Here is a 13,140-nt window from a genome sequence, read left to right as displayed (position 1 = left end):
GTTTAGAAGTCGATAGTGCCCGACAACTTCGCCACGCGCGGTTCGCCTTGGGTCAGATACCCGCCCTGAGCCGATTCCCAGTACTTCTTGTTCGCCAGGTTTTCGACGCCCAAACGCACGGTCACGTCTTTCTCCGAAACCTTGAAGGCATAACGCGCACCGGCGTCGAAGCGGTTCCAGGTCGGCAGGCTGAGGTTGTTCGCCGCGTCGGCGTATTGGCCGCCGGTGCGCAGCATCCGCGCATTCAGCGCTACGCCTTGCAGGCCGGGCACATCCCAGTCGACGCCAGCGTTGAACTGGAAGGTCGGCACGCCAATCGCGTGGTTGCCGTCGTTGGCGCCATTGAGGGTGTTTTTCAGCTCGGTGTCCATCAGCGTCAGGCCGCTGATCAGGCGCAGGCCATCGATCGGCTCGCCGAACACATTCATTTCTACGCCTTTGTTGATTTGCTCGCCTTCGCGCACGTAGGTGCAGGTGGCGGCGCTGTCGATTTCACAGTAGCCGTCGCTTGGCTGCTCAATGCGATAAACGCCCAGGCTCGCGCCGTAAGTGCCCATGTCGACCTTGACCCCGAGTTCGGTCTGCTTGGAGCGAGCCGGCGCATAAACTTCGTTGCCGTTGGTCACGCGGAAGCCACCGGAGCTGGTCGGCGAAGTCGGACCTTGCGCCAGACCTTCGATGTGATTGGCGTAGAACGACACGTGTTCCCACGGTTTGAACACAAGGCCGTACACCGGCGTGGTGATCGATTCGTCGTAACTCGACGAGCGCGGGCCGCTGCCGTAGCTGGCGTAGCTGTAACCTTGCACGACCAGTTGCTGGCGACGCAAACCGGCGGTAACCAACAGCCGATCATCGAAGAAACCGAGGGTGTCGGAAATCGCCACGCTGCGGTTGAAGGTCTTGCCGACGATGCCTGGATCGCTATTGTCGCCACCGGTGAAGTTGCCCACCGGCGCTGGCGTGGTGACCGGGTGATAGATGTTGTTGGCGTAACGGGTCAGGTCGAAGTCATAAGCGCTGCGTTGCTCGGCCCAGATGCCGGTCAGACCGAAATTCAGCTTGTGGCTGACCGGGCCGGTGTTGAATTTGCCGTTGAGGCCAGCCATGACGCTAGTGTTGTCTTCGTCATGCGGTACGAACGAACCGGTGGTAAATGAGCCGCCGTTATTGCCGACCAGCGTGGTCGAGTTGTAGCGGCCGACTTCGCGAGTGTGCTTGGCGCCGCCAGCCGCGTAAGCGGTCCAGTTGTCATTCAGATCGTACTCGGCGCGGAGCATGCCGAAAGTGTCTTCGATGTCGGTGTAGCCCCACTTCGGCGCGTAGTTGGTGTCGGCCGATGGCGCATCGGGAATATGCGTGGCGGTGCCAAGGTTGACCGAGCTGCGGCCCCCGTTGACCCGCTCTTTCTGATAAGCAAAGTCACCGGAAACCCGCAGCGCATCGCCGCGATAATCCAGACCGATCGCGAACAGCTTGGAACGCTGATTCTCATGATCGATGGCGGTGTCGCCTTCGCGCTGCGACAGGTTGATCCGCGCGCCGAAGCGGTTGTCTTCACCGAAGCGCTGACCGATGTCGAAATGCTGACCGACGCGCCCCTCGCTGCTGATATCGGTGGTGAAGCGGCGCAGCGGCACGTCGTCAGCGCGTTTCGGTTGCAGATTGACGCCGCCACCGATGCCCGAACCGGTCGGGGTCACGCCGTTGATAAAGGCGTTCGGGCCTTTGAAAACTTCCACGCGCTCGAGGGCGTCAGTGGAAATGATCTGCCGGGGCAACACGCCGTACAGGCCGTTATAGGAAATGTCATCGCCATTGAGTGGCAAGCCGCGAATCATGAAGACCTGCGCCTGGTTGGAGAAGCCCGACGCCTGACGCACCGACGAATCGTTGAGCAGCACGTCTGCAACGTTTTCGGCTTGCTGGTCCTGGATCAGTTGTTCGGTGTAAGACGCTGCGCTGAATGGCACGTCCATCATGTCCTGATTGCCGAGTACGCCCAATTGGCCGCCGCGTGCGACCTGACCGCCGGCGTAAACCGGGGGCAGGGCATTGGGAGTCGGGGCTTGGGCATTGACGTTGACGTCGTCCAGGACCAGCGCTTTGCTGTTTTCTTCAGCGGCGTGAGCGGTGACGGTCAGGGAGCACAGCAGGGCAAGCAATGTCGGACGGAAAGGAACGCCGAGTCGAGCAGAAGCGGGCATGTCGGTTACCTGGAGGCGGGCGGCCAATGAATAAAATAAGGGCGGCGCGGAACTCCTTGCGCTAATGCGACTCCAGGCGCAAATGATAGGTTTTCGCAGTCACGTATTGCAATCAGTTTGTCATCGTCTGTAGGAGCTGCCGGAGGTTCGGGCCGCGATCGGACGATCTTTTGATTTTTATCATTTAAAAACAAGATCAAAAGATCGTCCGATCGCGGCCCGAGCCTCCGGCAGCTCCTACAGGGATTGTGTATCGTGGCCGCAGGTTCACGGATTGGAAAAGTGCATGCACACCTCAAGATTGATCATCGCCCTCGGCGCCTTGCTGCTGCTCGCCGGTTGCGCCAGCCAGCGCAGCAACGAACCAGTGCCGCGTCCGCCCGCCGAAGTGAAGGCTGAAATCGTTCGTCTGCTGCCGGCGAAAACCGCTGACCGCGAAGGCTGGGCCACGGACATCTACGCCGCGTTCGCCGCGCAAGGCATCGACACCACCACGCAAAATCTGTGTTCGGTGTTGGCCGTGGCCGAGCAGGAATCGACTTTTCAGGCCGACCCGACAGTGCCGGGACTGGGCAAGATTGCCCGCGACGAAATTGACCGCCGCGCGGCCAAGGTGCATATCCCCAGCCTGTTGGTCAGTGGTGCGCTGCAAGTGCGCTCAACCAATGGCAAGACCTACAGCGAACGCTTGAACGCAGCGCGCAGCGAGAAAGAACTCAGCGCAATCTTCGATGATTTCATCGGCAGGGTGCCCATGGGTCGCACGCTGTTCGGCGGCTTCAATCCGGTTCACACCGGCGGGCCGATGCAGGTCAGCATCGAATTCGCCGAGGAACACGCCAAGGATTACCCGTACCCGGTGGACGGCACGATCCGCCGTGAAGTGTTCAGCCGGCGCGGCGGCATGTATTTCGGCATCGCGCATTTGCTCGGTTACCCGGTGAATTATCGCGAGCCGCTCTATCGTTTCGCCGATTTCAACGCCGGTTGGTACGCCAGCCGCAATGCCGCCTTTCAAAATGCGGTCAGTCGCGCTTCCGGTATTCCGCTGACCCTGGACGGTGACCTGATTCGCTACGACTCGATCATGCCCGGTAGCACCGAACTGGCGGTGCGTACCCTCGGCAAGTCGCTGGGCATGCGCAATCCGACCATTCGCGATCAATTGGAGAAGGGCAAAACCCTGGATTTCGAAGAGACCAAACTCTATCAGCGCGTATTCGAGCTGGCGGAGCAGGCGGAGGGCAAGTCATTGCCGCGTGCGCTGTTGCCGGGGATCGTCCTGCAGAGCCCGAAAATCACGCGCAAACTGACCACGGCGTGGTTCGCCAAACGCGTGGACGAACGCTACAAGCGCTGCATGGCCAAGGCCGGTTGATTGCGCAGACATAAAAAACCCGGCCAAGGGAGCCGGGTTTCTCTGGAGTGTTGCGCGTACAGCCGTTCATTCAGGCAACGCGACGTTCGATCAGACGATCCGAGCCGCCTTCAGCAACGCGGCGTTCGATCAGACGATCCGAACCACCTTCAGCAACGCGACGTTCGATCAGACGATCCGAGCCGCCTTCAGCAACGCGGCGTTCGATCAGACGATCCGAACCACCTTCAGCAACGCGACGTTCGATCAGACGATCCGAACCGCCTTCAGCAACGCGACGTTCGATCAGACGATCCGAACCACCTTCAGCAACGCGACGTTCGATCAGACGATCCGAACCACCTTCAGCCACACGGCGTTCAATCAGACGATCCGAACCACCTTCAGCAACGCGACGTTCGATCAGACGATCCGAACCACCTTCAGCAACGCGGCGTTCGATCAGTCGATCCGAGCCGCCTTCAGCCAAACGGCTTTCGATCAGTTTGTCCGAACCGCCTTCAGCGATCAGGGTGTGAACCGGGGTAGCGGCGAAAGCGTTGATAGCGAAGACCGAAAAAGCGATACCGAGAAGAGTCTGGCGTTTCATGATGGTGTGCTCCGGGGTGTTGTTGGTTGGTATGGAGCTGATGTTACGCCCGGAATTTTTTATGAGAACTTCATTGCCGTGATGGTGAACATCGATGTCGATGATGATTACCCAAAAGCAAAAGATCGCAGCCTTCGGCAGCTCCTGCAATTGGAATGCGATTCCCTTGTAGGAGCTGCCGAAGGCTGCGATCTTTTGATCTTCGGTCAGAGGACTTTGACTGCGCGGCCGATGGCTTGAATCGGCCCGGTCGGTTTACCTATCGGCGAGCCATTGGCGCCTTCCAGCGTCAGCTCGAACAACTGGTTCGGTTGCAGCGGCGGCAGCTTGTCCAGCGGCACCGACAAGGCCTGCCCCGGCTTGACCAGACCCAACGACACCGGCCCCTGCCAGCCATCGGCCTTGGTCCAGAACTCCAGCGCCTTGTCCGCCGGCACTTCGACCACACCCAGCGGAATCAACTGAATCTCCCGTGAATCGCTCGCCTGGATCACCCAGCCGGGGGCCTTGTCCTGCGGCGCCACCAACACCACCAGATAACTCGGTTTCGGCGTGGTCTGGGTCAGCAGGATCGTGCCGAGTATCAAGGTTGCAGCCAGTCCGGCGGCACTCAAACCGCGCCACAGCGGCAGCAGATTCCACCACGACGCGAGGGCCTTCTTGTCCTTCCGCCCTCCGAGACTGCGCTCAATTCGTGGCCACAACTGCGCCGATGGTTGTTGCGGCTCGGCGAAATCGGTCAGACCCAGCAGACGCCGCTCCCAGGCATCCACGGCCGCACGCAATTCGGAGTCATGTGCCAAGCGTCGTTGCACCTCGATCCGCTGTTCGAACGACAGCGTGCCGAGCACGTATTCGCCGGCCAGTTCATCGCGTTCCTGTGCTGATTCGCCGCTCATCCCATGCACTCCCGCAAAGCGTTGAGGCTGCGCTTGATCCACGCTTTGACAGTGCCCAGCGGCGTGTCGAGCCGCGCGGAAATCTGCGCATGGCTGTAGCCGTCGACATAAGCGTGGAGGATGCAGTGGCGACGTTGCGGCTCCAGTTGTTCCAGACAGCGGTGGATGCGCGCCGAGTGAGCATCGAAGGCCTCATCTGGCGCCGCCGCTTCGTGTTCGGCGCTGAACGGCGTTTCGCGGCCCTGACGGCGCAGCTGATTCAAGGCCAGGTGCCGGGTCACGCTGAACATCCAGCCTCGCGCCGAACCACGCGCCGGGTCAAAACCCGCCGCACCGTTCCAGATCTTGATGAATGCCTCATGAACAATGTCCTCCGCCAGCGCCGTGTCACGCACCAGGCGCTTGGCCACGCCGAGCAGGCGCGGGCTCTCCTGCACATACAAATCGCGCAGGGCCGCACGCTCGCCGCGGGCACAGGCAGCGAGACGGGCTTCGTAATCGAACGTGGATTCGGCTAAAGGCATGCCGTGCAATCTAGCTCACATTCCCCAAAACAACACAGATTCCCTTGTAGGAGCTGCGGCACGCTGCGATCGTGAATCAAAAGATCGCAGCGTGCCGCAGCTCCTACAGGGGGTTGCGACGTGCCTGAAATTATTTCGCCGCCCAGAAAATATAATCCGCCTGGTATTTCACCACTTCCTGTTTGCCCTTGTTCTCCATCGTGCATTCGCTGCCCGGCGCCACGCCGCCCTTGAGCGCCACGCGCTGGACATAACTCACGCCGCTCATCGCGCCTTTGCCCTCGGCAGGATTTGCCTTGACCAGTTGATAGGGCAGGTTGCCCGCGCTCGACGGTGCCACGGCCAATTGCGTGCCGGTGATTTTTGAACCGTCCTTTGCCTGCCACGTGGCGGGCGGGCCGAAATAGGTGCCGACCTGTTTACCGCTGCGATCATTGAGCACCGCTTTCGGGCCGACAAAGGTCCACTCGGTCTGCCCGGCGGCGTTGGGCTTGTCACGGCATTCGTAAGTGATCTCGCCGACGCCAGTGGTTTCCAGCGCGATCTTGTGCCCATCCGGCACTTTGATTGCGTCGGGATAACTGCTTTGCGCAAAGGAAGTCGAGGTGAAAGCGAGTAAACCGGTGAGGCCAATCAGCTGGGTGATGTTCATCCGTTGTATCTCCAGAAAGGGTAGACCGCTGGCAGCCGAAGGGTGGCTGTTACAAGGACTACCCACGGCGAAGCGGATTGGATGCAGTGCCGGACAAATAAATTTTCAGACACCAGCGATCAAACCTGTGGGAGCGAGCCTGCTCGCGAAGGCGCCGGCCCAGACAACATTGCTTTGACTGACCCACCGGATTCGCGAGCAGGCTCGCTCCCACAGGTTTTGCATCGAGTTGGAACGATTCATCGGCAGAATTTTCTACAGCAGGCCAGCCAGCCATCTACCCTGTTGCAACGGCCTTATCGGGGGAACAGATATGTATCAACTCTACGGGCAAAAGAACTCCGGCGCGGCCGCCATCGAAGCGGCATTGGAGTTGTGCCAGATCGCCTACCGCTTCATCGACACCGAAGCCGGCGCGGACGCTGCCGACGCGCTGGCCAAACTCAATCCGCTGAAACAGATCCCGACCTTGCAACTGCCCGATGGCAGCGCCCTGACCGAAAGTGCGGCGATCCTGATTCATCTGGGGCTGACGTTCCCCAAGTCCGGCCTGTTGCCGACCGAGGCTGCAGACCGTGATCAGGCCATTCGCGGTCTGGCGTACATCGTCAGCAACTGCTACGCGGCCATCGGCATCATCGATTACCCCGAGCGCTGGCTGATCACACCTGATGAAGCCGCGCGACAGAACCTGATCGCCGGCGCACGTCAGCGCCTGCATTTCAGTTGGGAGGTGTTCGCCGACCAGTTTTCCGCCGAGCTGTATCTGGATGACGAAACGCCGGGGGCGCTGGACGTGCTGGCGGCGGTGGTGAGCCGCTGGGCCGGCAGCCGCGAGCATCTGCGCCAGACGCGGCCAGGCTTTTATGCCTGGCTGCAGAGAATCGACCGCCATCCGGTGCTGGCGCCGGTGTTCGAACGGCATTGGCCCTCTGAAGCCTGACCAATAACCCAATGTGGGAGCGAGCCCTGTGGCGAGGGGATTTATCCACGATGGACTGCGTAGCAGGCCCTACGGTATCGGGGCGCTTCGCACCCATCGGGGATAAATCCCCTCGCCACGGGGTTCGCTCCGGATTGTGAGGCGTTATGGGGGCATCACTCCCCGCGAATGTACTGCTCGAGCTGCTTGATCAGCTCTGCCTGTTCGGCAATCGCTTCCTTGACCAGGTCGCCAATCGACAGCAAACCGATCAACTGACCCTCCTCGACCACCGGCAAGTGGCGCAGGCGTTTGTCGGACATGATGCCCAGGCACGTGTCGACGGTTTGTCGGGTGTCGACGGTGATCACGTCCTTGACCATGATGTCGCGCACCGGCGTGCCTACCGAGGAGCGGCCATGCAACACCAGTTTGCGCGCATAGTCGCGCTCACTGATGATGCCGACCACTTTGTCGTCTTCCACCACCAGCAAGGCGCCGACGTTTTTCTCGGCCATCTTCATCAGCGCTTCGAGCACCATGTGATCGGGTTTGATCTGATGCACTTCCTGATTTTTCTGATCTTTGAGCTTGAGCAGTTGGGCGACGGTCTTCATGGCGGTTACTCAGGTGTTGTCGTTGTTAATCAAGCATCGTAGACGCAGCGGCGCAGGGCAAGGTGGCAAAGCGGCAGATAGCGTACAAAAAACGCCATTTGCCGGATAAATCCCCTCGCCACAAAGTAATTCCCACTGAAAACGCGGGCGATGCAAGGGCAGCGTAGAATGCCCATCAGTTTCAATTTCCGAGGTCGCAGTGGTGGATTTACAGCAAGGCTTCGTCCTGACCCGGCATTGGCGCGATACGCCGGCCGGCACCGAAGTCGAATTCTGGCTGGCGACTGACGCCGGGCCGCGCTGTGTGCGTCTGGCGCATCAGCCATCAGTGGCATTCATTCCCGCCATCCAGCGTGAGGCCGCCGAGCGTCTGTTGCATGACGAAAACAACGTCGAGCTCCGCCCGCTGGCCCTGCAGGATTTTGCGCATCGGCCAGTTCTGGGCCTGTATTGCCAGCAGCACGGCCAATTGATGCGCCTGGAAACCGCGTTCAATCGCGCCGGCCTCGACATCTATGAAGCCGACGTGCGCCCGCCGGAACGCTATCTGATGGAGCGTTTCATCACCGCACCGGTGCTGTTCAGCGGAACGCCTGATGCCGACGGCGTGCTGATCAACGCGCAGCTCAAGCCCGACCCCGGTTATCGGCCGAAACTGCGGCTGGTCTCGCTGGACATCGAAACCACAGAAACCGGTGATCTGTATTCCATTGCCCTTGAAGGCTGCGGCCAACGCCAGGTGTACATGCTCGGCGCACCGAATGGCGACGACAGCATTGTCGATTTCGATCTCGAATACTGCGACTCGCGCACGCTGATTCTGAAGAAACTCAACGAATGGTTCGCCCGCCACGATCCCGACGCGATCATTGGCTGGAACGTCGTGCAATTCGACCTGCGCATCCTCCACGAGCACGCGCGACGCCTTGGCGTACCGCTGAAAATCGGTCGTGGCGGCGAAGAAATGCAGTGGCGCGAACACGGCAGCCGTAACCATTATTTCGCCTCGGCGGCGGGGCGGTTGATCATCGATGGCATCGAGTCTCTGCGTTCGGCGACCTGGAGTTTTCCGTCGTTCAGCCTGGAAAACGTCGCGCAGACGCTGCTCGGTGAAGGCAAGGCGATCAACAACCCGTACCAGCGCATGGACGAGATCAACCGCATGTTCGCCGAGGACAAGCCGGCGCTGGCCAAATACAACCTCAAGGACTGCGAACTGGTCACGCGGATATTCGCCAAAAATCGAACTGCTGACGTTCTTGCTCGAACGCGCCAGCGTCACCGGTCTGCCCGCCGACCGCAGCGGCGGCTCGGTGGCGGCGTTCACGCACCTGTACATGCCGTTGATGCATCGTCAGGGTTTCGTCGCGCCGAATCTGGGCACCAATCCACCGCAGGCCAGCCCGGGCGGCTTTGTCATGGATTCCCGACCGGGGCTTTACGAGTCGGTGCTGGTGCTCGACTACAAAAGCCTCTATCCGTCGATCATCCGTACCTTTCTGATCGACCCGGTGGGTCTGATCGAAGGTTTGCAGCATCCCGATGACGCCGACTCGGTTGCGGGTTTTCGCGGCGCACGCTTTTCGCGAACCAGGCATTGTCTGCCGGCGATCGTCGCGCGCGTTGCCGAGGGTCGCGAGACCGCCAAACGCGAGCACAACGCGCCGCTGTCGCAAGCATTGAAAATCATCATGAACGCTTTCTACGGCGTGCTCGGCTCCAGCGGCTGCCGTTTCTTCGATACGCGACTGGCCTCATCGATCACCTTGCGCGGCCACGAAATCATGTTGCGCACCCGCCAGTTGATCGAAGAACAGGGCCATGCGGTGATTTATGGCGACACCGATTCAACCTTTGTCTGGCTACGCCGCTTGCATGATCAAGAAGACGCGGCGCGCATCGGCCACGCGTTGGTCAAACACGTCAACGATTGGTGGCGCGCCCATGTGCGGGACGAATACGGGCTGGAAAGCGCACTGGAGCTGCAGTTCGAAATTCACTACAAGCGCTTTCTCATGCCGACGATTCGCGGTGCCGAGGAGGGCAGCAAAAAGCGTTACGCCGGCCTCGTTACTCGCGCCGATGGCAGCGACGAAATGGTCTACAAAGGCCTGGAAACCGTGCGCACCGACTGGTCGTTGCTGGCCCGGCAGTTTCAGCAGGAACTGTATGAGCGGATCTTCCAGCGCGAGCCCTATCAGGATTATGTCCGCGACTACGTGCGCAAAACCCTCGCCGGAGAGTTCGATGACCGGTTGATCTATCGCAAACGCCTGCGCCGCACGCTCGACGATTACGAACGCAACGTGCCACCGCATGTGCGCGCCGCTCGGCTCGCCGATGAATACAACGCGCAGCAGGGGCGGCCGCGGCAATACCAGAACGGTGGCTGGATCAGCTACGTCATCACCCTGGCCGGCCCGGAACCGCTGGAAGTGCGCCGCGCCGCCATTGATTACGACCACTACATCAGCCGTCAGCTGCAACCGGTGGCGGATGCAATTCTGCCGTTTGTTGATGACGATTTCTCAACCTTGATCGGCGGGCAATTGGGCCTGTTTTGAGTCGAGGAGCTGCAGCGTCCATTCATCGAGAATGCCGTGGAAATAGCGATCCAGCGCCTGCTGAAACAGGCTGTCATCGGCGGCAAATTGTGCGAACAGAGTCATCGAGGAATGAAATTTCAGGTCATCGGGATGGCCGAAAATCTGCGCAATCGAACGATGTTGCACATTGAGCACCAGCTGGGTGCAAGTGCGCAGACGCGCGCCGAGCAGCTCGTGGGCCAGATAGGCTTGGGCTTCCTCGGCCGAGCCGATGGCGAACCGGCGCGACATTTCACTGCCGCCCAGTCCGGCAAATTGCGGAAAAATGAACCACATCCAGTGGCTGCGTTTGCGGCCGTCATCCAGCTCACGCTGCACGCGCTCGAACACTGGGTCCTGCGCCTGCACAAAACGTTGCAGGTTGAACGGGTCGTACTGATCAGTGCTTCTCATCGCGACGCCTCGCCAGTCGGCGGTGGCTCAGACCATGGCCAGCCGCTGCTTGCGTTGTGGCGCTCGAAAAACCTGGTCCAGCGCCGCCAGATCCCCGGCGTCCAGTTGCAACTGTGCCGCCTGTGCATTGAGTTGCACGTGTTCGGGCCGCACAGCCTTGGGAATCGCAATCACACCATCCTGACGCAGAATCCACGCCAGCGAAACCTGTGCCGGGGTCACGTTGTGACGAGCGGCAATCTGTTTGAGTACCGGCTCGGCAAGCATGGCACCGCCCTGGCCGATCGGGCAGTAAGCCATCAGTGGCATGCGCTGGTGCTGGCACCACGGCAACAGATCGAATTCGATACCGCGCTCTTCGAGGTTGTAGAGCACCTGGTTGGTGGCGCAGACCGAGCTGGACAGTTCTTCCAGATCATCAACGTCGAAATTCGACACACCCCAACGGCCGATCTTGCCGTCTTCGCGCAAGCGTTCGAAAGCCTCGACGGTTTCATCCAGCGGGTACTGGCCGCGCCAGTGCAGCAGGTACAAATCGATGTAATCGGTATCGAGCCTGCGCAGGCTGCGCTCGCAGGCTTGCGGGATGCCTTTTGTGCTGGCGTTGTGCGGGTAGACCTTGCTGACCAGAAACACGTTGTCACGTTGACCGGCGATCGCTTCGCCGACCAGCTTCTCGGCACCGCCCTCGGCGTACATTTCAGCGCTGTCGATCAGCGTCATGCCCAGTTCAATCCCCGTACGCAGGGCGGCCACTTCACGCTTGTGCGCCGAGGCATCTTCGCCCATGCGCCAAGTGCCTTGGCCAATCACCGGAACCTGCACGCCGGCCAACTCAAGGGTACGCATTCAAACCTCCTGGCTGAAGAATCAGTGTCTTTAGTGGGCAGCAGAATAGCCTCGGGGTTCCAAAAGCAAAAAAGATCGCAGCGTGCCGCAGCTCCTACATGGGAACGTATTCCTCTGTAGGAGCTGCGGCACGCTGCGATCTTTGATCTTCGAAGGTTACTTGACGGAGAACTTCCGCAGCTCCTACATGGGAACGTATTCCTCTGTAGGAGCTGCGGCACGCTGCGATCTTTTGATCTTCGAAGGTTTACTTGGTGGAAAACTTCAAAACCACGCTGTGGCTGTAAGTCTGCCCCGGGTCAAGCCGCGTGCTCGGGAAGTCCGGTTGGTTTGGCGAATCCGGATAGTGCTGGGTCTCCAGAGTAAACGCGCCCCAATGCGGATAGACCTTGCCGCCCTTGCCCTTGACCGTGCCGTCGAGGAAGTTGCTGGTGTAGAACTGCACGCCCGGCTCGGTGGTGAACAGCTGCAGAACGCGCCCGGATTGCGGATCGCTGACCTCAGTGGCGACCTTGCTGACGTCGCCCTTGGTGTCCAGCGCCCAGTTGAAATCAAAGCCGCCCTGTTTTGCCTCGGCAAACTTCAGCTGCGGATGGTCAGCCTTGATATGCGTACCAATCGCCGTCGGTTTCGTGAAATCCATCGGCGTGCCCGCAACGGGTGCCAGTTCACCGGTCGGAATCAGCTTGGCCGTGACCGGCGTGTAATGACTGGCGTTGAGCGTGGCGACCTGCTTGAGGATGTCGCCATTGCCGGCGCCGGCGAGGTTGAAGTAACTGTGGTTGGTCAGGTTGAGCACGGTGGGTTTATCCGTGCTGGCTTTGTAGTCGATGCGCAGCTCGTTGTCGTCGGTCAGGCGATAGGTGACTTCGGTGGTCAGGTTGCCGGGAAAGCCCATCTCGCCGTCCGCCGACAGATAGGTCAGGGTCACGCCGACCGAATCCTTGTCCTTGGTTTCCTTGGCCTTCCAGACTTTTTTGTCAAAGCCCTGGGGACCGCCGTGCAAGGCATTGGACTTGTCGTTCTGCGGCACTTGATAACGTTTGCCGTCGAGTTCGAAAGCGCCCTCGGCCAGGCGATTGCCGAAGCGGCCGATGGTCGCGCCGAAGTACGCAGTGCCTTTGTGATAACCCTGCACATCGTCGAAACCGAGCACCACATCGTCGAACTTGCCGTGCTTGTCGGCGACTTTCAGCGCTTGCAGGGTCGCGCCATAAGTAATGACGGTGGCTTGCATGCCGTGGCTGTTGCGCAGGATGTATTGCTCGACGGGCGTGCCGTCGTTGGTTTTGCCAAAGGCTTTATGTTCGGCGGTCAGGCCCGCCGCGTTGGCGGATTGGGTAGCGATCATCAAAGACAGTCCGAGGCCGGTGAGCAGGTGACGGGATTGAAGCATGTTGACCTTCCTTCTTGTTGTTGTTTTAAACACCGCAGTCCTTTGTAGGAGCTGCCGCAGGCTCGGGCCGTGATCGGACGATCTTTTGACTGTAATTTTCAGAGTCAA

General features: G+C 60.1%; 11 protein-coding genes and 1 pseudogene. 3 read left to right on the top strand and 9 right to left on the bottom strand.

Annotated elements, in window-relative coordinates; genetic code table 11:
• Window positions 1-2 precede the first annotated feature (2 nt).
• The gene (locus EL257_RS17385; RefSeq protein ID WP_126364698.1) at window positions 3-2,207 is read right to left on the bottom strand and encodes a TonB-dependent receptor; all 2,205 of its coding nucleotides are present in this window, start codon (window positions 2,205-2,207) and stop codon (window positions 3-5) included.
• A gap of 286 nt (window positions 2,208-2,493) precedes the next feature.
• Between EL257_RS17385 and EL257_RS17380 the strand changes: the two genes are divergently transcribed.
• Entirely contained in the window at window positions 2,494-3,585 is a 1,092-nt protein-coding gene (locus EL257_RS17380) for a DUF1615 domain-containing protein (protein ID WP_126364696.1), read from the top strand.
• 70 nt (window positions 3,586-3,655) lie between these two features.
• Here the strand turns inward: EL257_RS17380 and EL257_RS17375 are convergent, their stop codons facing one another.
• From EL257_RS17375 to EL257_RS17360, 4 genes are all read right to left on the bottom strand, one after another.
• Window positions 3,656-4,174: a phage infection protein gene (locus tag EL257_RS17375; protein WP_126364694.1), complete on the bottom strand. Its 519-nt coding sequence runs from the start codon at window positions 4,172-4,174 to the stop codon at window positions 3,656-3,658.
• A 206-nt stretch (window positions 4,175-4,380) separates the two neighbouring features.
• Window positions 4,381-5,073, bottom strand: a complete 693-nt coding sequence (locus EL257_RS17370; protein ID WP_126364693.1) for an anti-sigma factor — start codon at window positions 5,071-5,073, stop codon at window positions 4,381-4,383.
• Window positions 5,070-5,597, bottom strand: a complete 528-nt coding sequence (locus EL257_RS17365) for a sigma-70 family RNA polymerase sigma factor (RefSeq protein ID WP_126364691.1) — start codon at window positions 5,595-5,597, stop codon at window positions 5,070-5,072. Before EL257_RS17365 ends, EL257_RS17370 begins: the two co-directional genes overlap by 4 nt.
• 130 nt (window positions 5,598-5,727) lie before the next feature.
• Complete coding sequence (locus EL257_RS17360) at window positions 5,728-6,249, bottom strand: DUF3455 domain-containing protein (protein WP_126364688.1); 522 nt, start codon at window positions 6,247-6,249, stop codon at window positions 5,728-5,730.
• A 313-nt stretch (window positions 6,250-6,562) separates the two neighbouring features.
• On the opposite strand from EL257_RS17360, the gene EL257_RS17355 reads away from it, so the two are divergent.
• Complete coding sequence (locus EL257_RS17355; RefSeq protein ID WP_126364686.1) at window positions 6,563-7,192, top strand: glutathione S-transferase N-terminal domain-containing protein; 630 nt, start codon at window positions 6,563-6,565, stop codon at window positions 7,190-7,192.
• A gap of 155 nt (window positions 7,193-7,347) precedes the next feature.
• Here EL257_RS17355 and EL257_RS17350 read toward each other — a convergent pair whose 3' ends face one another.
• Window positions 7,348-7,788: a CBS domain-containing protein gene (locus EL257_RS17350; RefSeq protein ID WP_126364684.1), complete on the bottom strand. Its 441-nt coding sequence runs from the start codon at window positions 7,786-7,788 to the stop codon at window positions 7,348-7,350.
• Between the two features lie 202 nt (window positions 7,789-7,990).
• On the opposite strand from EL257_RS17350, the pseudogene EL257_RS17345 reads away from it, so the two are divergent.
• Window positions 7,991-10,352, top strand: a pseudogene (locus EL257_RS17345) (DNA polymerase II).
• On the opposite strand, the gene EL257_RS17340 reads toward EL257_RS17345, so the two are convergent.
• The 3 genes from EL257_RS17340 to EL257_RS17330 form a co-directional block, all read right to left on the bottom strand.
• Window positions 10,317-10,787, bottom strand: a complete 471-nt coding sequence (locus tag EL257_RS17340) for a DUF1810 domain-containing protein (protein WP_126364682.1) — start codon at window positions 10,785-10,787, stop codon at window positions 10,317-10,319. The pseudogene EL257_RS17345 and the gene EL257_RS17340 overlap by 36 nt on opposite strands.
• 27 nt (window positions 10,788-10,814) lie before the next feature.
• Window positions 10,815-11,636 carry an aldo/keto reductase gene (locus EL257_RS17335; protein ID WP_126364680.1) on the bottom strand — a complete coding sequence of 274 codons (822 nt, stop codon included), beginning with the start codon at window positions 11,634-11,636 and terminating at the stop codon, window positions 10,815-10,817.
• Window positions 11,637-11,883: 247 nt separating this feature from the next.
• A complete protein-coding gene (locus tag EL257_RS17330) occupies window positions 11,884-13,032 on the bottom strand; it encodes an aldose epimerase family protein (RefSeq protein ID WP_126364677.1) in 1,149 nt (382 codons plus the stop codon).
• Between the last annotated feature and the right edge of the window lie 108 nt (window positions 13,033-13,140).

The organism is Pseudomonas fluorescens (assembly GCF_900636825.1).
GTDB classification, from domain to species: Bacteria; Pseudomonadota; Gammaproteobacteria; order Pseudomonadales; family Pseudomonadaceae; genus Aquipseudomonas; species Aquipseudomonas fluorescens_BG.
The sequence above is the reverse complement of the archived record's forward strand: the minus strand, read 5'-3'. Positions and strand labels throughout refer to the sequence as shown.

What these genes read in the sequence shown, in the direction of transcription:
- EL257_RS17385 (WP_126364698.1), bottom strand. Translation starts at nt 2,207, where the DNA reads ATGCCCGCTTCTGCTCGACTCGGCGTTCCTTTCCGTCCGACATTGCTT.
- EL257_RS17380 (WP_126364696.1), top strand. Translation starts at nt 2,494, where the DNA reads ATGCACACCTCAAGATTGATCATCGCCCTCGGCGCCTTGCTGCTGCTC.
- EL257_RS17375 (WP_126364694.1), bottom strand. Translation starts at nt 4,174, where the DNA reads ATGAAACGCCAGACTCTTCTCGGTATCGCTTTTTCGGTCTTCGCTATC.
- EL257_RS17370 (WP_126364693.1), bottom strand. Translation starts at nt 5,073, where the DNA reads ATGAGCGGCGAATCAGCACAGGAACGCGATGAACTGGCCGGCGAATAC.
- EL257_RS17365 (WP_126364691.1), bottom strand. Translation starts at nt 5,597, where the DNA reads ATGCCTTTAGCCGAATCCACGTTCGATTACGAAGCCCGTCTCGCTGCC.
- EL257_RS17360 (WP_126364688.1), bottom strand. Translation starts at nt 6,249, where the DNA reads ATGAACATCACCCAGCTGATTGGCCTCACCGGTTTACTCGCTTTCACC.
- EL257_RS17355 (WP_126364686.1), top strand. Translation starts at nt 6,563, where the DNA reads ATGTATCAACTCTACGGGCAAAAGAACTCCGGCGCGGCCGCCATCGAA.
- EL257_RS17350 (WP_126364684.1), bottom strand. Translation starts at nt 7,788, where the DNA reads ATGAAGACCGTCGCCCAACTGCTCAAGCTCAAAGATCAGAAAAATCAG.
- EL257_RS17340 (WP_126364682.1), bottom strand. Translation starts at nt 10,787, where the DNA reads ATGAGAAGCACTGATCAGTACGACCCGTTCAACCTGCAACGTTTTGTG.
- EL257_RS17335 (WP_126364680.1), bottom strand. Translation starts at nt 11,636, where the DNA reads ATGCGTACCCTTGAGTTGGCCGGCGTGCAGGTTCCGGTGATTGGCCAA.
- EL257_RS17330 (WP_126364677.1), bottom strand. Translation starts at nt 13,032, where the DNA reads ATGCTTCAATCCCGTCACCTGCTCACCGGCCTCGGACTGTCTTTGATG.